Here is a 19,707-nt window from a genome sequence, read left to right as displayed (position 1 = left end):
GACGTGCCGAACGACGAGAACCTGCTGTATGTGGATGAGGACGGACAACGGCATTACCGCCGCTACCGCACCACGGTTTATAACATCGAGGTTGAGGATTACCATACCTACTGTGTCGATTATCCGGGCATCCTGATACACAACCAGAATTGCGGCGCAGCCGGGTGGACAGCCCGGTAATCCGCGACGGCGGGCAACTATGACGCTACTGTTTGCAACAAAGGCCGTCTGAAAACGTTTGGTGGTTTTCAGACGGCCTTTCACGCTTATTCTGCCATCCCGATACAAGGCGGCAACCGGCCACGCCGGACGGCAAATACCTCCTGCATAACGTGCTGACAAAAGTGTTAAAATAGCCTGTTCATATTGTCATAAAACATGTTTGGCCGGCGGCTTGAAGCGTTTTGGCTTCGCAGAAATTCCGCTTCCTTCGGAAGCTCAGTTTTAACTTCGCTGAAGCTGCGCTTTCAGACGGCCTTCAGCCTTTTCTCGAAAGATTGATCGTGATAACCCTCCCCATTCCCGTCCCCCAAACCCCGCACGCGCTCTACCGCGCCATGTTCCTCTACATCGTTGCCGCATTCGGCATCGGCTGGTTTCTGCCCGTAAACGGCGTGCTATGGGGCGTACTGCTGGCGACCGCGCTGGTGCTGTATCTGCGCATCCGCTCGCTGGCACGTGGCGAGAAACGGCTTTACGACAGATTCCCCGCCGGCAAAAGCGGCATCTCTTCGCTGCAATGGCTTTATTTGATGATTGCCGTTACGGGCGTGGCCATCGCCTTTTACGGCGGCACGGCGGCCTCATACGGCGAATTGCGCGAAGCACGCGGCATCGTGCCCGCCAAACCGTATAAAGAAAGCACCGAATGTTATGCCAGGCAGGAGGCCTTATCCCAAAACGAGTTTGTCCAATTCCTACTCGGCCGCCCCTGCCGCCATGTGAGCGATACCAGCTACCTTCCTTTCCCCAACGGCGGCGAAACCCTGTATTTGAGCTGCGCCGCCGACCTGCGCGACGCCTGCGAACTCGCCTATGCCCACGCAGGCAAACCGGCCGTGGTGAAATACAGCGGCTCGCGCCTGTATGAAATGCAAGTGGACGGCGTGCAAATCTACCGTTATGCCGACCAAGCCGCCCGATTCAACCGCGAGCGCAAAGCCGCCCTGCTGGACGCGCTCATCGCCGTGCCGCTGTTCGCCCTGCCGCTGATGTGGTTCCACCGCCGCTTCGACGATTGGCAGAACGAGCTGGCCGAAGGCGAAACCGTGCCGGACGAAACGCCGCAGTGGTGGAAATATACCGTGTTGTGCTGCTGGTATCTGCCGCTTGCCGCCGCCTTTGCATGGACGGGCATCGGCTGGTGGCGCAATATAGACGAGCCGATTGCATTGACCATCGGACTGCTGTTCATCGGCGCGTTGCTGTTTTTCACCCTGCGCGGCGCGTACCGCGTGTTTTATCCAAAGCAGCCTGCATCCTAAACGGCTTCACATCAACGGATAGCAATTGTCCACACATCCGCTGACCACATCAGGCCGTCTGAAAGCATGGGCTTCAGCAAAATGAAAACTCCGTTTCCACTAAGAAACGGAGTTTCCGCAAAGTTAAAGCCAAAAACCAGCCTGCACAAAGGACACCCCATGCACTACCAATCACTCAACGCCGCGCTGGAACAATACAGCGGCAATCTAACCCAGAATCCCGCCTCCCCCAACAGCCTTGCCCTGCATATCGACCGTCAAACGCAAGGCTACCTGAAACTCCACACACCCGACGGCATCAGCCTCAGCCTAACGTATCGAGATGAACCCGTGTTCTGGTCGTTCTTTAGCCACGATTTATACGACGTTTACCTCATCCGCAGCTACGCCGAAAGCTGGCAGGCATACCAACCCGTCGGGCACATCGGCAGCCGCGTAAACGAACACATCGCCCGCCAACCCGCCGCAGAGCAAGGCCTGTTGTGGAACAAATATTTCATCGAACAACTCGCCGCCCACGACACAGAGCTGCTCGGCATCGGTGAATGGCATTTCGACTACCGCCCCGCCCAAACCCTGCCCCACAATGGGGCGAATGCTGGCACGATACCGCCTTAGGGCAGCCTGAAACCGACGAAAACTACGCCCAATGGCTGTTTTCAGGCAGCCGTTTCGACGCGCTGGACAACAATTTTTATACCCAAGCCGAACGCTTCATCGCCCTGAAAACCCACCACACCGAAGACGGTCGTCTGAAATATTGGCGCAAACGCGCACGGCAAAACCAACTGCCGCCCGTCTTGGTGTACGAACTTCCCGCCCTGTCCGACCGCTGGCTGATTTTAGACGGACACCTGCGCCTCGCCGCCGCGCTCTCCGAAGGGCAACTGCCACCCCTGATTACCATCCAAGCCACCACCGCCCGACACAGCCCGCAAACCGCCACCGAACACGAAACCGCAAAAACCGCCGCCCTGTCGCAATACGAAAAAATCGCCCGACAAACCGACCACAATCCCCAAGCCCTAAACGCCGTCAGCCAACACATCATCCGCGCCTACGATACCCTCCCCTACCTGCTGCACACCACCCGCGCCGCCGCCGACATCGCCCCGAAAACCTGGCTGCAACAATTGCAAACCTACGCCGCGCAACACGGTTTCGCCGAAGAATTTGAACGCGTTTGGACAACGGAATCATGGCCGATGAAACGGGTTGCTGCTTTTCAGGTCGTCTGAAAAGGTCAGGTTGTTTTAAACTTTTCAGACGACCTCAACAGGTAAACCCTTCCCACCCTGACCCACACCAATAATTTCCGCCTAATTTTCCCCACATACAATCCCCACAAACGACGCAGACCGCTTCATATTCCCATCCATAAGGAACTCTACCATGAAAAACCTTAAATTTACCTTAGCCATATTTTTCGGCGGCATATTCGCTTTATGGCTGCTTGCTACATCATTTCCAGACCAGTGGGGCGTATTTCCCGTACGCAACCTATTGCTGCAACTAACTGGCACCATCAGCATACTGGCCATGAGTGGCTGTCTGATACTTGCCGTGCGTCCCAAAATGCTGGAAACGCCGCTTGGCGGGCTGGACAAAATGTACCGCCTGCACAAATGGCTCGGCATCATTGCCCTTTCAGGCAGCATCCTGCATTGGACCTGCAAACAATTCCCCAAATGGCTTATCGAACTTGGTCTGATTGACGGAAAACGTCCGCCACGCCCGCCGATGCAGGAAATATTGACATTAAAAGATTGGCTGGCTACCCAACGCCACTTTGCCGAAGAAGTTGGCGAAATCGCTTTTTATGTTGCCCTCGTCCTGCTTATCGCCGCCCTCATCAAACGTATACCCTACCGCTGGTTTGCCAAACTCCACATACTTATCGTCCCCGTTTATCTCGCGCTCGTGTGGCACACTGTCGTGCTGGCAAATTTTTCCTATTGGTCGCAACCGCTGGGCTGGCTGATCATTGCCGCCTTACTTGCAGGCATCGCCTGCTCGCTGATTGCCCTGTTCAAGCGCATCGGCAAACCGCAAAACGCCACCGTATCCGCCCTAAATCAAAACGGCAATCTGCTCTCCCTAACCCTGAACGCCCCAAAATGGCAGGGACACCGCGCAGGTCAATTCCTCTTTTTACGCACACACGGCGAAAGTCACCCCTTTACCATCGCCTCCGACTGGCAGCCTGATAACCAAGAGCTCACGCTCATCATCAAAAATCTAGGCGACTACACTGACCGCCTGCCGCAGCGCCTGAATGTTGGCGACACCGTGCAAATTGACGGCGCATACGGACGTTTCGACTTTTCCGATGGACAAGCGCAAATCTGGGTCAGCAACGGTATCGGTTTCACCCCATTTCTCGCACGACTCAATGAACTGGCCAAACAGCCCGCCACCCAGCCAATAGACTGGTTTCATGCCGATAGAAACCTGCCTGCCGAAACGCTCGCCCACTGGCAAAATTTAGCGCAACAAGCCAATATCAATTTCCACTATATCCCCTCCGAAACCCAAAGGCTCACCGCCGAACATATCGGTCAAACCGTCCGCGATAGCGCAAACCGCAGCCTATGGCTCTGCGGCAGCCGAAGTTTCACACGCAGCATCTCAGATAGCTTAAAAACACGGTCGCAACATTTGGAGTTGTTTGAATTCCGCTAAATGGTTGTAGATGCAAGGCATCCTCAAAGTACAACCTTAACCGAGTCCAAACAAAAGCAGTCCGCACCTTCAAAATGAAGTTGCGGACTGCTTTTTTTGCTTTTCAGACGACCTTTACAGCCAATCTGACGGTGACTTAGACAATTTCGCCTCCCAAACAAGTAGGCTGGGTTGATAAACCCAACGTTTTAGAAAAATTAAACGGTTTTGTTGGATCTCGACGCAATTTACGCCTGTTGCACCCCGCCGCTTGCTGTAACCGCATGATATTCCTAAAATCCCCATTTCCCTCACTTTAAGGAAACACCCATGAAATCCAAACTATCCGCGCTTGCCGCTACCGCCCTTCTGGCCGCCTGTTCTGCCGTTCCGCATCATAACGAACAGGCGAAAGCCCTGCTGGACGAAGGCATCGCCCTGTATCAAAAACAGGATTACCGACACGCCATGCCCTACTTTGAGCAGGCGCAGCAGGCGGGGCATATGAAAGCGCCGCGTTATCTGGGCTTGATGTATCTGAACGGCGAAGGCGTTGCCCAAAATGCGCAAACCGCTTTCGCCTACTTCACTCAGGCAGCCGAAGCGGGCGACATCACGGGGCAATACTGGTTGGGCTATTGTTACGAAAACGGCATTGGCACGGCAAAAGACATGACCCAAGCCGTGCGCTGGTATCAAAAATCCGCCGCACGTGGCGACCATGTTTCCCAGCCCGCCATTGACGCGCTGAACCGCTTGGGCGTGAAAGCAAATTAACTGTTTCCCTCAACCTTTTAAGGAGTAATCTCATGAAAAAAACCGCCACCGTCATCGCCGCCGGCCTGCTGCTGGCAGCCTGCACCGCCACGCAAAACACCGCTGAAAACAGCCCCGCCGCCCAAAGCACACAAAATCCCGCTTGGGACAAACAGTATGGCGGAGCGGACAAAGCCTACGACAGCCGCCTGCTCGCCCTGCGCGAGCAAATCGCCCCGCGTTTTGAAGTGCTGACCTTCAAAGACCCGCAAACGGGTAAAGAAATGCAGTACAACCTCTACACGCCGAAAAACCTCGAACCCGGCCGCAAATACCCGCTGGTGATGTTCATCGCTGATGCCAGCACCGCAGGCAAAGGCGTGAAAGCCCCGCTGATGCAGGGCTACGGCGGCATTATTTGGGCGACCGACGAAGCACAGGCAAAACACCCCGCCTTCGTCCTCGTACCGTCCTACACCGAAACGGCAGTAAACGACCAATGGCAAACCACGGACGAAGTCGGTATGACCCTTCGCCTCGTTAAAAGCCTGATGGCTGAAAAACCGATTGACCCCGACCGCGTTTACACCACAGGCCAATCCATGGGCGGCATGATTTCCTTCTATCTCAACAGCATCGAGCCGAATCTTTTTGCCGCTTCCATGTTCGTCGGCAGCCAATGGGACATCAACGTGTTGAAACCGTTGGCGCAGGCGAAATTCATCTACACCGTTTCCGCCGGCGACCCGAAGGCATCGGCAGGCATGGCGCAAGTCGGCGAAATGCTGCAACAAAACAAAGTCGCCTACGCCGAAACCGAGTTTTCCGCCAAACTGCCGCAGTCCGAACAAGACGCGAAAGTCCGACAAATGCTCGCCCAAGGCAGACGCATCAACTTTATCCGCTTCACGCCGAATACGGTGATTCCCGCAAACACCACCCACAAAGGCGCGGAGCATATGTATTCGTTTGATTACGCCTATTTGCTCGAACCCGCCCGCAATTGGCTGATGCAACAGCGGCGAGGCCGGTAAGCCGTAAACACAGTTTTCAGGCTACCTGAAACCAAGTGCAGGCTGCTTTTAAAGGCCGTCTGAAAACCCAAAAAAGCAGCCTGCACTTGCCTTTGCTGATGAAATCGGATTCCCGAATCCTGCCAACGCCACTAAAATACCGAACGATTTCCGCAAACACCGCCTTCATCTTTTTTCAGGTAGCCTGAAAGGACACGCCATGCCGCAGCCGGATTGGCAATATATCGAAAACCTTGCCTATCAAATCATCGTCGATGCCGTACACAGCATCCGCAGGCAGCACCCACACGAAACCGTGTATACCGCCATTTTCCACAATTTCTACTGCGACAACGCCTACCTCTATTTCCCCTCACTGTCGGTCGGCACGGAAGAGCTGCTCGTGCGCGTAGTGGAAAAATACCAAAGCGAATACGGCTCCACCGCAAGCTGTGCCGAGCTGGAACAGTCGCTGCGCTGGTCGGGCGCGGATTTGGCGGAATATATGTTTGACGGCGGCGCGGCGGGCAATGCGGCGGCGCAGAGCGTGCAGGCTGCCGTGCGTCAAGAAGCCGATTGGGACGATTTATACGACCGCTTCCGCCAATGTTTTCCGCGCGCCTGCCGCCGTGCCACAGAAGACTTGCTGCGCGCCAAGCTCGTCGCCCCCGATTTTGTCGCCGTTGCCTGCGATGAAGACGAAGAGCTGATTGCACCCAGCCTCACGCCCGAACAACTGCAACAGCATTTCCCTGAATTTGTGTAACTTTCAGGCCGTCTGAAAGCCCGAAAAGCAGCCTGCACCCCATCAACACAAGGAATCATCATGGAATTATCTGCCGAACAAACCGCCGCCCAACTACGCTGCCCGCATGACGAAGCCGGCACGGCGTTCGGGCAGGCGATGAACCTGCGCAACCTGACCCAAATCATCAGCGCGTTCGCCGCCGCCCGCCTGCAAAACGGCGACAACATACTGGAAACCGGCTGCGGCAACGGCGGCCTTTTGGGCTACATCCTGTCGCAGGCGGACGGCCTGCACTACACTGGCCTGGAAATTTCGCCGCTGATGCACGAACAGGCGCAGGCGTTCAATGCACCGTTTATTGCCGCAGGACAAGCGGATTACCGGCTGTATGACGGCGGCACGCTACCCTTTGCCGATGCCGCGTTCCATAAAGCCGTGTCGGTAAACACCGTCTATTTTTGGGACGACGCGCCCTTCATGCTGGCCGAACTCTGCCGCGTACTGAAATCCGGCGGGCGGCTGTGCCTGAATTTCTGCGAAAAAGACTTTATGGCCAAACTGCCGTTCGCGGCACACGGCTTCACACTCTACGATGCCGCCGACATCCGCGCCCTGGCTAAAAACCTGCCGCTACGCTGCATTTTGGAACAACGCAGCCGCGATTGGGCGGTCAGCAAAAGCGGCAAACTGGTACGGCGGGAATTTGTCGATTTGGTGTTTGAACGCGTATAGCAGCCTGCACCTCGCCGTTTGTATCAACCCAAAGTGCAGGCTGCTTTTGTATTTTTCAGGTAGCCTAAAAGTAGCCTGCAGGCAGCCCCCTCGGAAAGGAAAAACCATGCCTAAGCCCACCCGCCAAGACTTCGCTTTTTTAAACGACGCGAAAACCGAAGCCGTATTGTTCGACCTCTACACCGCCGCCGTACGCCAGATTCCCGGCCTGATATGGCATTTCCTGCCCCAACTGCCCAAACTGCTGGGCAAAGGCAGCGGCTGGACGGGCGAAAACGAAGCCTATTTCGACGACAAATACATCCCCATCGTCCCGCAGCAGGGCGCATTCCTGTATATGCAGGCCTTGGCCAAGGGCGCGAAAAACATCGTCGAATTCGGCACGTCTTACGGCATTTCCACGCTTTATCTGGCCGCAGCGGCCAAGAAAAACGGCGGCCGCGTGATAACTACCGAATACCTGCCGCACAAAGCCGAAGCCGCCCGCCGCCACTTCGCCGCCGCAGGGCTGGCCGACCACATCGAACTGCGCGAAGGAGACGCGCTGGAAACTTTGCAAGACATCCCCGGCGGCATCGATTTCGTGCTGCTCGACGGCTGGCCGAACTTGGTTTATCCCGTGTTCAAACTGCTCGAACCCAAACTCGCCCCGCGGGCCGCCGTCGCCGTGGACGACGTGGAAGGCTACACCCCCGCCATGCAGGATTATTTGGACTACATCCGCAATCCTGTCAACGGCTATGTTTCCGCCACCTTAAAGCCGCATAAGGCCTTGGAATACAGCGTGAAAACAGGCGGGGCGGATGCCGAATGAAGGCTACCTGAAACCCCAAAAAGCAGCCTGCAACCCCGTTCCCTCAGGAGAGAGCAGATTGCCGAAACCCCGCCGTTTGTATCAACCCAAGTGCAGGCTGCTTTCAGGTAGCCCGAAAGAAGGCTGCCCAATCCCTAATTTTCAAAGAGATGAACATGACACCGAACAACCCAACGGGCGCATCTTGGCATGCCGACCCATCGCAGGGCAGCCTGCCCGATTCGTTCAACCTGTTTCAGGAACAATTCTTAAAGCCTTTGGGCAAGACCGCTGCGAACATCGAACGGGAAAAAGAAAGTGCCGAATACGGCGCGGTTCGTTTTGAAATGGACGGACAAACCTGTTTGTTTCGTCAGGCCAAACACACGCCCAAAAAAATCGGCCAATTTGTCGCGCTTTGGAAACGCCCGGCCATGTCCGGCGAAATCGCGCCGTTTGACCGCGACGACGGCATTGATAAGGTGATTGTCTTGGCAGACGAACATCCGCGCTTCGGCGTGTTCGTTTTCCCATGCCGGCTGCTGGCCGAAAAAGATATTTTTTCCGAGCAATCCATAGGGGGAAAACGCGCGTTTCGGGTTTACGCGCCTTGGGTGATGCCGTCGGCGGCACAGGCCAAGCGGGCCAAAATTTGGCAATGCGCCCACTTTGCAGAACTCACGGATACCACCCAAGGGCTGGCGCAATTAGCCAAGCTGCTTTAAGCCGAAAGGCAGCCTGAAACCCAAAAAGCAGCACCACAGGCACGCACATCGGTTCGCCGAATCGCAGATTCGGACCGATGGCAGCCTGCACCCCAACAAAACAAGGACTTACCATGACCATCCTCCAAGCCGAAAACCTATCCTTCGCCTTCGGGCACGTTGCGCTGCTCGACAAAGCATCTTTCCAACTGGCCGCGGGCGACAAAGTCGGCCTGATCGGGCGCAACGGCGCGGGCAAATCCAGCCTGCTGAAAATCCTCGCCGGCGTGCAGAAGCCCGACGACGGCCAGCTCATCCTGCAAAACGGGCTGAAAACCGTGTATGTGCCGCAGGAGAGCTTTTTCGACGGCGCGGCCACCGTGTTCGACATCGTGTCCGAAGGGCTGGGCAGCCTGCGCGGCGTGCTGCGGCGCTACCACGAAATCGGCCGCGAACTGGCGCACGGGCAAAACGACAGCCTTATCAAAGAATTGAACGAGCTGCAAAACCAAATCGAAGCGCAAAACGGCTGGCAGTTCGACGCACTGGTCAGCCAGACCATCGGCGAGCTGGGGCTGCCTGAAAACGAAAAAATCGCCAATTTGTCCGGCGGGCAGAAAAAGCGCGTCGCGCTGGCGCAGGCGTGGGTGCAGAAGCCCGACATCCTGCTGCTGGACGAGCCGACCAACCATTTGGACATCGACGCGATTTTGTGGCTGGAAAACCTGCTGAACAACTTTTCAGGCAGCCTGATTGTGATTACCCACGACCGCCGTTTTTTGGACAATGTGGCCAACCGCATCGTCGAACTCGACCGAGGCAGCCTGCGCTCTTATCCCGGCTCGTTCGCCAAATACAGCGAGAAAAAGGTGGAAGAACTGGCGGTGGAAGCGGAACACAACCGCCTGTTCGACAAATTCCACGCGCAAGAAGAGGCGTGGATTCGCAAAGGCATAGAAGCGCGGCGCACGCGCAACGAAGGCCGCGTTAAGCGTTTGGAAGAATTGCGGAAACAGCGCGCGGCGCGGCGCGAACGGCAGGGGCAGGTGTCGTTCAAGCTCGATTCGGGCGAGAAAAGCGGCAAAATCGTCGCCGAACTGGAACACGCCTCGTTTGCGTACGGCAATAAATTGATTATGAACGATTTTTCCGCCGTGATTCAGCGCGGCGACAAGATTGGACTCATCGGCGCGAACGGCATCGGCAAAACCACGTTTTTGAAGCTGATTTTGGGCGAACTCGCGCCCACTGGCGGCAAAATCCGCCTCGGCAGCAAGCAGGAAGTGGCGTATTTCGACCAATTCCGCAGCGCGCTGAACGAAAACGACACCGTGTTCTACACGCTCGGCCAGGGCAACGATTATGTGGAAATTGGCGGCAAAAAACGGCACGTAATGGGCTATCTGGAAGACTTCCTGTTCTACCCCGCCCGCGCCCAGTCGCCCGTGTCGTCGCTTTCCGGCGGCGAGCGCAACCGCCTGCTGCTGGCCAAACTGTTCACCCGCCCCGCCAACATTCTGGTGCTGGACGAGCCGACCAATGATTTGGACATCGACACGCAGGAATTGCTGGAAGAACTGCTGCGCGACTACGCCGGCACCGTGTTCCTCGTCAGCCACGACCGCATGTTTTTGGACAACGTGATTACGCAGAGCATTGTATTTGAAGGAGAAGGCCGTCTGAAAGAATACATCGGCGGCTATCAGGACTATGCCGATGCGAAGGCGCGCGAAGAAAAAGTGCAGGCTGCCTCCGCCCCCGCCGCCAAGCCCGAAAGGCTGCCTGAAAAAGACAAACCCAAGCCCAACCGCACGGCCAAGCTGTCGTACAAAGAACAGCGCGAACTCGACGCCCTGCCCGACGAAATCGCCGCGCTGGAAGCCGAACAGGCCGATTTGAACGCCCAGCTTTCCGACCCCGAAATCTTCAAAGACTACGAAAAAGCCGGCAGCCTGCAAGCGCGCGCGGAGGAAATCGAAACGCTGCTGCTGGAGAAATTGGAGCGTTGGGAGATGCTGGAAGGGAAGCAGAACGGGGGGTGATTTGAGGTTTCAGGTAGCCTGATGGGGCGTTTGGGAGGCTTCCTGAAAAATAGAAAGCAGCCTGCACCCAATCCCCTCTCCTGCGGAAAATGTTAGGGAGAAAGCGAAGAGCTTGAACGTTTATGTAGAACAGTTTGAACCCGAACAGGCAGTGCGGTTTCCCATGGCGGATTATCGGGAGCAGGAGTGGATAGTTTGAATGTGTCGTTGCATGCTTTTTAAAATATTAATTAATAAGGAACTAAATTATGGAATTTCCATTATCTATTACTGCTAATATCAATAGCCATGAAGGTAATTTTTCTAGAAAACTTGAACTAAGATCGCCATTAACATTTATTGTTGGGCCAAATGGTTCAGGAAAAACTCATTTATTAAAAGGGTTAAAAGAAAGTTTTAATGTTCCCGCGGATAAAAAAGTTCGTTTTATTTCTGCTGGACGGTTAGCCCCATTAGAACAATATCGTTCAAAAACAAATCAATATTCATATGATATTGATAAAGCACGATTTGGAGATAGTTTTGAAACCGAACAACGCCATCAAATAGAATCAATTTCAGGAGATCTTCATACTCTCTATAAACGCCCAGATATACTTATTAAAGTTCAAGAGAGGTTGCGAAAATTATTCAAAAGAGATATTGAAATAGGCTGGGATTCTGGTTATCTAAAAGTCTCCTTTTCAAGAATAGGAGCTAGCAATACTTATTACTCATCTGCTCGTGAAGCATCTGGGTTATTACATCTCGTTGGGATTTTATCTGCGTTATACGACGATGAAGTTGGGGTTTTACTTATTGATGAACCTGAAGTTTCATTACACCCACAATTACAAGCCTTTCTACTTAAAGAAATTACACGTATTGCAGGAATCCCTGGAGAAGATAACTATAAAAAAATAATTGTGATGGCAACACACTCAACGGAAATGATCAAGATTTCTAAAACAGATGATTTGTTATCTTTCATTTTTTGCAATGATTTAAAAGAAGAACCTATTCAGATTCCTAAAGATGCAGGAGAGTTACAAAACAAACAAGTAAAAGGTCTTGTTGCTCGATTAGGGCAAGAACACAAATTCGCCTTATTCTCTAGAACACCACTTTTAGTTGAAGGCCCATCTGACGTAATTATCTGCAATACACTTTCAGATAAATTATATTTAAATCTTGAAGCAGCAGGTTCACAAATATTGCCGATTAATGGGAAAGGAGCCATGCCTGAAACAGTTAAATTATTTAGACTGATGGGTAAAACGCCAACTGTTTTAGCTGATGCAGACTGTTTTGCTGATGGTCTAAATTTAATTACCGCTTATTTTAGTGATAAGAAAATAAGAAATATAGCTGATACTTTAGTAAGTAAAAAAGGGATGGAGAGTATTTCGAAGATAACTAATGAAATTTATAATAAACTTTGTTCATTAATTGATAAAAATTGGGATGAGATTGCAGAAACTGCTAAAAACCATCCTTATTTCACTTTGCGAGAAGATGAATCATTAAATAAAAAACGCTCGGTCTTATGTACTTTGCTTAACCATGATAATTTAAGTGGTGAATGGGAGAAATTGAAAGATAGAATTACTGCGTTATTTAATATTTTTGAAGAAGTAGGGTTATTTATTTTAAGAAAAGGAGCTATTGAATCCTATTATGATGATAATGCAATTGAAGATAAAGTTAATGCTTCTGTTATTGAAAGTGAAAAAATTTTATCTTTATCAGAAGAAAATCTTGAAAGCAGATACCAAGACATTATAAAGTGCTTGAGATATGCTTCAAATAGTGAACCTATTGATGAATCAAGAGCGATTCGAGATGAATTTTTATCCTTTATTTCTCCAATTCATGCCCATTATGCTGAAGGGGCAAAAAATTTGAATGCATTAGGTAGGACATCATCAATATTTCATCATCGAATTAATGAGGAAGAGAAACTAGAAGTATCTATAGCTAGCAAGGTGTTAGATGTAACAGGGTTTCCTATTGTCTTGAATAAAGATGATGATATACGAAAGATTATTAATCATAAATTAGGAATTGAATAAACATAAGCTAACTTTGTTGCACTAAAAAATATAGTTACTACATAATCTCCACAAAATAAAAAAGGTTGTCTGCAACTCATTTTCAGACAACCTTTCTACTTTTTAAATATCTATCAACGTTCCTGATAAATCGAGCGGAAGACGATTTCGTTTATGTCCACTTTTCAGACTTGCTTATAGCGAACAACACTGTCAGGCATTCCAGCCCGACATTTTTTATCCTGATGATTAGCCTTTCCCTAAAAATCTTTTTGCCATCTACAGCCTACTCAACAAAATCCCAGCCGCTATGATACGTTCATCCATCAACAGTAACACAAAGAAAGATTATGTACATCATCGACAATGCCGCCAAACTGGTACTGACCGCCGAACAAACGGCCGAAATCGAACGCCTGCGGAAGAAACCGGCGTGGATACGCGCGGCGACTGGGAAGGCGAAGCATAAATCCGTTTTAGCTTCGTTGAAGCTGCGCTTTAGCTTCGCAGAAACTCCGTTTTCAGGTAGCCTTTCTTCCGATAAGGCCGTCTGAAAGCACAAAAAAGCAGCCTGCACTTCCATCAACAAAGTGCAAGCTGCTTTCAGGTAGCCCATTCCAAACAGTGTTTCAAGTGGTTTATCAAGCCCTGCCCGTACTCAAACCTGCTTTGCCGTTTTCCTACAAGGTTTTCAGTAAAACTTTCCACGCCGACAATTTAGGATTTGGCTGTTTGCCTTGCCCGATCAAATCCATTTGCGTCATATACCAGTTCATTTCCAACATTGCACCTGCTTTTTTATCAACAAATGCTACGCCTGTTTGGATGCGGTCGGTTTGCACGGTTTGGTAGGTGCCGTTTTGCATTTTGTTTGCCAAATCAGGTACTAAGGCAAACGGGCGTGCGACGCCGACTAAATCCAAATGACCGCTGGATAAAGCGTCTTCCATGGCGTTTTGCGAACGGAAGCCGCCGGTGATAATCAGCGGAACTTGGCTGACTGCACGGGCTTTTTCGGCATAATCAATAAAGAAGGCTTCGCGTTTGCGAGTGCTGTCTTTGGCGGCGAGCATTTGCGGGCTTTCGTAGTTACCACCGGAAACTTCAATAAAATCAATGCCAATTTCCGATAACTTTTGTACCACCTGCACCGATTCGCTTTCGTCGAATCCGCCTTTTTGGAAATCTGCCGAATTGAGTTTTACGCCCACCAAGAAATCTTTGCCCACGGCGGCGCGGATGGCGGTGTAGGTTTCCAAAAGGAAGCGCATACGGTTTTCCAAACTGCCGCCCCATTGGTCTTGGCGGCGGTTGTGGTGCGGTGAGAGGAATTGGCTGATGAGATAGCCGTGCGCGGCGTGAATTTGTACGCCTGAAAAGCCTGCCTGCTCGGCAATTTTCGCGGTTTGCACGAATTGCTGAATCAGCCCGTTGATTTCATCGGCAGTCAATTCGCGCGGCGGATTGATGAAGCCGTCCATGCCCACCAACGGCACGGCGCTCGGCGCAAGCGGCGTTTTATTGACCACCGCAGGCGACTGTTTGCCCGCATGGTTGATTTGCATGATGAGCAGCGTGTCGTTTTGTGTGCCGGCTTTCGCCCATTTTTTCAGCATCTCAAGGCTACTGTCGTCTGAAATCACCACATCGTTTATCGAACCCTTGCCGCTTTCGGCAACCATCACATTGCCCGTAACCAAAACGCCTGCGCCGCCTTGCGCCCAAGTGCCGTACAGGCGGACGAGTTTTTCAGACGGCTGGTCATTTTGGGCAAGTTGCTCTTCCATGGCTGATCTGAAGATACGGTTTTTAGCGGTTTTGCCGTTTTGAAAAGTGAATGGAGTGAATAACATAATCGTTCCTTTAAGTTGATAAGTTTAAAAATGTAAACGTATTTGGGTAAAAATAAAGGGTTAGCGGATAACCCTATTTTGAAAGCGGGCAATTTTGAGCCATCAAATCAGCAAGTTGTTTCAACTTCGTCACCGCATCCGCCATGGCGATACTGTAAAACCGCTCTTTGCCGACCTGCTCCACCGCCACTGCACCGGCTTGCAACATGATTTTCAAATGATGCGACACCGCAGGGCGCGACAGATGCAGATGTTCGGTCAGCTCATTCACATTCATCTTGCCGTGTTCCCACAGCACGCGCAGGATTTGATGGCGGTTTTCATCGCTCAACACGGTAAAAATGGAAATGCACTCGCGCATTAAATTCATGGTTTGTTGCGGCATATTCGGCCTTTTAAGTTTATATGTTTAAAAACTTGAACTCATTTTAGAGGGAAAGATGGAAAATGTCAACGGGAATTTTCAGAAGATGGTTTTAGTGTACAAATCACAGTGTTTCATCAATCATTATCTCAGTCTGCAAGCCGTTTCAGACGACCTTTTCGTAATAAAGAGCGGTCAAATTTTTAAGTGTTTTGCAAATCATCTTAAAAACTTGACCACTTGCATCATTATCAAGACCGCAGCCGTCTGAAACATTGATAGACCGGTTACTGATGTCCGCTTTCTGCTACTTTTGTCCATTTTGCCAATGTCTGCTTCATCTGTGCCTGAGGGATGAAGCGGGCCATCCGTTCTACTTCCTTGCCTTGATAAAACAGCAGCCATGCAGGTGCGGTCAGCACGTGAAAACGTCCAGCCATTTCGAGTATTTCAGCAATATCGGCTTTTACGGCATACACATTTCCTTCCACCGCCAAAGCTGAGTCAAGCTGGGCGGCCACGACCGTACAAACACCGCAGATTGGGGCTTTGATGTACAGTGATACTAAAGGGTATGTGGCGATGGCCTGTTCGATGTCTTTCAGAGTGTGCAGTTGTTGCATGTCATGTACTCCTTTGAGCGATTAAGCCCTTTTCTAGTTGTCCAGAAAAGGGGCTTTCAACGAAATGAAAACAAGAAAACGGTTTGAGTCGTCTAGATTTTTTCCACAACCACTTTTGCCCGCGCTTTCAGGCTGTTCAACACTGGCGAGGTGGCTGCGGAGCGGTCGGCGAAATTTTGCAGGGTAGGAAGGTCGGCGTCGGCTTTTACTTTTACGGTTAGCACCAGATTATCCAGTCCGCCGTAGCCATCTTCCATGCCGCACAGTTTGGCCATGTCGATACCGCCGCTTGCGGATATTTCAAACTGTTCCAGTTCCACGCCTGCTTGTGCTGCTTGCAACTCGAAACCTATGGCGCAGCAGCCTGCAGCAGCACCGATCAGGTATTCCATCGGACTTGGGGCGGCGTTTTCACCGCCCATGTTTTTCGGTTCGTCTGTGGTAAAGGCAGGGAAGCGGCGCACGGAGATTTCGTTCTTCGTGCCGGATACCCAGCGCGAATCGGCGCGTAATGCTGCCTTGCCTTTTGTATGGTCGTTTTCAACCGCTGCCATGGTAGTTCGGAAACGTTCGATATCTAACCCGTTAATCATGTTTTGTCCTTTCATATAATGAATTGCAGATGGTTTTTCGCTACACTATTTCGTACCAATTAGCGACTGACAAAATGGTGGGCAAAAGCCCACCACTTCAAGTTGATGTTTTATCATTAACCAAACACTTTTTTCAAATGTGCTTGGTAGTCTGCGAAGTATTGTTCTACTTGTGGATTTTTAACTACATCGTTACATGTAAATGTCGGTAGACGGGTCAAACCGATGAACTCGTTGAGTTTGTGGAAAGGCATGTACACAGCATCCACATCTTTGCCTTCAAAGAAGTCGCCTTCACGGGTGAACGCTTCAATCGGCGCATTCCAAGTAAGCGAAAGCATGTGTTTTTTGCCTTGCAACAAACCACCTGTACCGAAGCCTTCAGTTGGACTAACACGATGACGGCCATCACTGTGGTAAAGCTTGCCGTGTCCAGCGATAAATACTTCGTCTATGTATTTCTTCACTGTCCAAGGCTCGTGCATCCACCAAACAGGCATCTGCCAAATCACGGCATCCATCCACAAGAATTTTTCGATTTCTGCCTCAACATCATAGCCAGCATCAATCACAGTTTCTTTTACATTGTGTCCAAGTGCGGTCAAAACTTCTTTTGCTTTTTTGTGAAGCGTGTGGTTTAACTCACCATGCGAATGGCCGAATTCTTTACCACCGTTTAATAATAAAATGTTCATTTTTACTCCTAGAATAAATAATTTATAAAAAGGGATGTGATGTTTGCGGTTATTGTCCCGTTTTCCATGAAGCGATACGTTTCAAATTATCCACCGTGTCGTGATTGACGATGGCGTCGAACGTGCCGTCCAGTTTGGCAATTTCTGCTTTGTCTTCATCACTGAGGGCAAAGTCAAAGATGTTCAAGTTCTCCGCCATGCGTTCGGGTTTGGTGGATTTTGCCAATACAATGATGCCACGTTCCACCAGCCAGCGGGTAATCACTTGTGCCACAGATTTGCCGTATTTTGCACCGATTTTGCTTAACACGGGATTGTGGAAAATATCGTTTTTGCCTTCAGCAAACGGCGCTCATGCTTCCACGGCGATACCTTCAGCCTGCAAAGCGGAAACGGCTTCGGTTTTTTGTTGGAACGGATTAATTTCAATCTGATTGGCTTGCGGCATCACTTTATTGAATAGTCCCAAATCCACCGCGCGTACGGGCGAAAAATTGCTCACGCCGATGGCGCGGATTTTGCCGGCTGCCTGATATTCTTCCAGCGCGCGCCATGTGCCGTAACTGTCGCCGTAAGGCTGATGAATCAGCACCATATCGATGTAATCCAAATTCAGACGGCCTAATGAACGATCCAGCGAGGCCTTGGCGGCTTCGTAGCCGAAATTTTCCACCCAAATTTTGGTGGTAACAAACAATTCTTCGCGCGCCACGCCGCTGTTTTTAATTCCCAAACCGACTTCGGTTTCATTCATATAAACCTGCGCGGTGTCGATGTGGCGGTAACCCGCCTTGATGGCGGCAACCACGGCTTGTTCGGTTTTTGCGGGCGGAATTTGGAATACGCCGAAACCAAGTGCAGGAATTTGTACGCCGTTGTTTAATGTGATGTTTTGCATGATATTGTCTCCTGTTTGTTCTCATGAAAGTGTAGCCATTTTAGCCCGTGTTCTTATTGAGATAAATTAGGTTTGGTTTTATGATGTCGTGAATTAAATTCACTAATCACCTAAAACGGGGTAGGAAAATGCAGAACTTTAACGAGCTGAATTATTTTTTGACACTCGCACAAACGCAGAGTTTTGTGAAGGCAGGGCAGCTTTTGGGGATCTCTTCTTCGGCGTTGAGCCACAGCATGAAAAATCTGGAAACGCGGCTGAACCTGCGCCTGCTCAACCGCACTACGCGCAATGTGTCGCTGACCGAAGCCGGACAGCAGCTTTTCGACCAACTTTCTCCGCTTTATCAAGCCATTAACCACGAAGTCGATGCGTTAAATGACTTTTTGAATACACCATCGGGGCTGATTCGTATCAATGCTCCGACGCTGGCAGCGGAAGCGGTGTTATACCCGAAATTAAAGCCGATTTTGAACCAATACCCGAAAATCCGCTTGGAAATCGTGGTGGACGACCGTTGGGCGGACATTGTGAAAGAAGGATTTGATATGGGCGTGCGGCTGGGCAACGATGTGGCAAAAGAGATGGTTGCGGTGCCGATTTCCGCACCGCTCAAAATGGCGTTGGTCGCCTCGCCCGATTATTTGGCGCAACACGGTTCGCCGAAAAATATTGACGATTTGCAGCAGCACCGCCTGATTGGCGCGAAGCTCTCCGCCGAACACGGCACGGTGATGCAGTGGGAATTCAAATACAAAAAAGGGCTGATTACATTCACGCCCAAATCGCAGTTTTCCATCAACAACCATCTGCGCCTGCAAGCCGCTTCAGACGACCTCGGCATCACTTGGCTACCACATATTATCGCCACAGACGCACTCCATTCTGGGCAGTTGGTCGAGCTGTTGCCTGAGTATGCTATGACTTACGAACCGCTTTACCTCTATTACCCCAGCCGCCGCGGGCATTCGAATGTATTTAAGTTGATTGTGGATGCGCTGCGGGTGGAGGCTACCTGAAAAATAAAAAGCAGCCTGCACATTTGGAAAACAAAGTGCAGGCTGCTTTTTTCACTTAGTTGAAACTCCTCTTTCAGGCTGCATCAAATAACCGAAAGGCCGAGACCTTTGCAAAAATAGTCTGTTAACGAAATTTGACGCATAAAAATGTGCTAAAAAATTTTCAATCGACTAAAACCTTTCTGATACTGAGAAAAAAGTGGAAGAAATCAGGGAGGTTCCTCATTTTGAAAATGGTGTTGAGCATAAAATTTTAATAACTTATGTTATTGCAAAGGTCTCAGGCCGTCTGAAAAAGACAAACCCAAGCCCAACCGAACGGCCAAGCTGTCGTACAAAGAACAGCGCGAACTCGACGCCCTGCCCGACGAAATCGCCGCACTGGAAGCCGAATAGGCCGATTTGAACGCCCAACTTTCCGACCCCGAAATCTTCAAAGACTACGAAAAAGCTGACAGTCTGCAAACGCACGCGGAGGAAATTGAAATGCTGCTGCTGGAGAAATTGGAGCGGTGGGAAATGCTGGAAGCGAAGCAGGACGGGGGGTGATTTAGGTTTCAGGCAGCCTGAGAGGGCGTTTGGAAGGCTACCTGAAAAATAAAAGGGGCTGTACTAAATTAGGTGTAGAAATCCCTAGCGTTGTTTACAGTATTTCCAGGAGAATACTGTAACATGAACATGCACAAAAACACCCGCCTC

At 50.9% G+C, this 19,707-nt stretch carries 19 protein-coding genes and 3 pseudogenes; 16 read left to right on the top strand and 6 right to left on the bottom strand.

What is annotated here, in order from left to right; all coding sequences use genetic code 11:
* The 14 genes and pseudogenes from ACTHSL_RS09925 to ACTHSL_RS09860 form a co-directional block, all read left to right on the top strand.
* Positions 1–180 (top strand): annotated as a pseudogene (locus ACTHSL_RS09925) (protein C- splicing region); the annotation flags it as partial.
* A 323-nt stretch (positions 181–503) separates the two neighbouring features.
* A complete protein-coding gene (locus ACTHSL_RS09920) occupies positions 504–1,484 on the top strand; it encodes a hypothetical protein (protein WP_440381278.1) in 981 nt (326 codons plus the stop codon).
* 159 nt (positions 1,485–1,643) lie between these two features.
* Entirely contained in the window at positions 1,644–2,102 is a 459-nt protein-coding gene (locus ACTHSL_RS09915; protein WP_440381277.1) for a hypothetical protein, read from the top strand.
* Positions 2,030–2,722 carry a hypothetical protein gene (locus tag ACTHSL_RS09910; protein ID WP_440381276.1) on the top strand — a complete coding sequence of 231 codons (693 nt, stop codon included), beginning with the start codon at positions 2,030–2,032 and terminating at the stop codon, positions 2,720–2,722. Before ACTHSL_RS09915 ends, ACTHSL_RS09910 begins: the two co-directional genes overlap by 73 nt.
* A 154-nt stretch (positions 2,723–2,876) precedes the next feature.
* Positions 2,877–4,166 (top strand): ferredoxin reductase family protein, encoded by a 1,290-nt coding sequence (locus tag ACTHSL_RS09905; protein WP_440381275.1) that lies wholly within the window; start codon positions 2,877–2,879, stop codon positions 4,164–4,166.
* 309 nt (positions 4,167–4,475) lie between these two features.
* Entirely contained in the window at positions 4,476–4,922 is a 447-nt protein-coding gene (locus tag ACTHSL_RS09900) for a tetratricopeptide repeat protein (protein WP_440381274.1), read from the top strand.
* Between the two features lie 32 nt (positions 4,923–4,954).
* Positions 4,955–5,935, top strand: a complete 981-nt coding sequence (locus ACTHSL_RS09895; protein ID WP_440381273.1) for an alpha/beta hydrolase-fold protein — start codon at positions 4,955–4,957, stop codon at positions 5,933–5,935.
* A 199-nt stretch (positions 5,936–6,134) separates the two neighbouring features.
* Positions 6,135–6,680 (top strand): DUF4303 domain-containing protein, encoded by a 546-nt coding sequence (locus ACTHSL_RS09890; protein ID WP_440381272.1) that lies wholly within the window; start codon positions 6,135–6,137, stop codon positions 6,678–6,680.
* 60 nt (positions 6,681–6,740) lie between these two features.
* Entirely contained in the window at positions 6,741–7,394 is a 654-nt protein-coding gene (locus tag ACTHSL_RS09885; RefSeq protein ID WP_440381271.1) for a class I SAM-dependent methyltransferase, read from the top strand.
* 106 nt (positions 7,395–7,500) lie between these two features.
* A complete protein-coding gene (locus ACTHSL_RS09880) occupies positions 7,501–8,208 on the top strand; it encodes an O-methyltransferase (RefSeq protein WP_440381270.1) in 708 nt (235 codons plus the stop codon).
* A 155-nt stretch (positions 8,209–8,363) separates the two neighbouring features.
* Positions 8,364–8,912, top strand: coding sequence for a MepB family protein (locus ACTHSL_RS09875; protein ID WP_440381269.1), 549 nt, complete (start codon positions 8,364–8,366; stop codon positions 8,910–8,912).
* Between the two features lie 113 nt (positions 8,913–9,025).
* On the top strand, positions 9,026–10,933 hold the full coding sequence (locus ACTHSL_RS09870; protein ID WP_440381268.1) for an ATP-binding cassette domain-containing protein: 1,908 nt from the start codon (positions 9,026–9,028) through the stop codon (positions 10,931–10,933).
* Between the two features lie 248 nt (positions 10,934–11,181).
* Positions 11,182–12,984 carry an ATP-dependent nuclease gene (locus ACTHSL_RS09865; RefSeq protein WP_440381267.1) on the top strand — a complete coding sequence of 601 codons (1,803 nt, stop codon included), beginning with the start codon at positions 11,182–11,184 and terminating at the stop codon, positions 12,982–12,984.
* A 329-nt stretch (positions 12,985–13,313) separates the two neighbouring features.
* Positions 13,314–13,517: a hypothetical protein gene (locus tag ACTHSL_RS09860; RefSeq protein ID WP_440381266.1), complete on the top strand. Its 204-nt coding sequence runs from the start codon at positions 13,314–13,316 to the stop codon at positions 13,515–13,517.
* A gap of 126 nt (positions 13,518–13,643) precedes the next feature.
* On the opposite strand, the gene ACTHSL_RS09855 is transcribed toward ACTHSL_RS09860, so the two are convergent.
* The 6 genes and pseudogenes from ACTHSL_RS09855 to ACTHSL_RS09830 form a co-directional block, all read right to left on the bottom strand.
* Positions 13,644–14,816 (bottom strand): NADH:flavin oxidoreductase/NADH oxidase family protein, encoded by a 1,173-nt coding sequence (locus ACTHSL_RS09855; RefSeq protein ID WP_440381265.1) that lies wholly within the window; start codon positions 14,814–14,816, stop codon positions 13,644–13,646.
* Positions 14,817–14,889: 73 nt separating this feature from the next.
* Positions 14,890–15,201 carry an ArsR/SmtB family transcription factor gene (locus ACTHSL_RS09850; protein ID WP_440381264.1) on the bottom strand — a complete coding sequence of 104 codons (312 nt, stop codon included), beginning with the start codon at positions 15,199–15,201 and terminating at the stop codon, positions 14,890–14,892.
* 266 nt (positions 15,202–15,467) lie between these two features.
* The gene (locus ACTHSL_RS09845) at positions 15,468–15,803 is read right to left on the bottom strand and encodes a thioredoxin family protein (protein ID WP_440381263.1); all 336 of its coding nucleotides are present in this window, start codon (positions 15,801–15,803) and stop codon (positions 15,468–15,470) included.
* A gap of 92 nt (positions 15,804–15,895) precedes the next feature.
* The gene (locus ACTHSL_RS09840) at positions 15,896–16,396 is read right to left on the bottom strand and encodes an OsmC family protein (RefSeq protein ID WP_440381262.1); all 501 of its coding nucleotides are present in this window, start codon (positions 16,394–16,396) and stop codon (positions 15,896–15,898) included.
* 116 nt (positions 16,397–16,512) lie between these two features.
* Positions 16,513–17,091 (bottom strand): NAD(P)H-dependent oxidoreductase, encoded by a 579-nt coding sequence (locus ACTHSL_RS09835; protein ID WP_049332393.1) that lies wholly within the window; start codon positions 17,089–17,091, stop codon positions 16,513–16,515.
* Positions 17,092–17,140: 49 nt separating this feature from the next.
* Positions 17,141–17,989, bottom strand: a pseudogene (locus ACTHSL_RS09830) (aldo/keto reductase).
* 128 nt (positions 17,990–18,117) lie between these two features.
* Between ACTHSL_RS09830 and ACTHSL_RS09825 the strand changes: the two are divergent.
* Together ACTHSL_RS09825 and ACTHSL_RS09820 are read left to right on the top strand one after the other, a co-directional pair.
* Positions 18,118–19,008 carry a LysR family transcriptional regulator gene (locus tag ACTHSL_RS09825; protein WP_440381261.1) on the top strand — a complete coding sequence of 297 codons (891 nt, stop codon included), beginning with the start codon at positions 18,118–18,120 and terminating at the stop codon, positions 19,006–19,008.
* Positions 19,009–19,302: 294 nt separating this feature from the next.
* Positions 19,303–19,557, top strand: a pseudogene (locus ACTHSL_RS09820) (ABC transporter ATP-binding protein); the annotation flags it as partial.
* Positions 19,558–19,707: the final 150 nt, after the last annotated feature.

This window comes from Neisseria sp. P0008.S010 (assembly GCF_051962715.1).
Taxonomy (GTDB): domain Bacteria; phylum Pseudomonadota; class Gammaproteobacteria; order Burkholderiales; family Neisseriaceae; genus Neisseria; species Neisseria elongata.
Note: the sequence above shows the minus strand (reverse complement) of the source record. Positions and strands in the feature narration are given on the sequence as shown.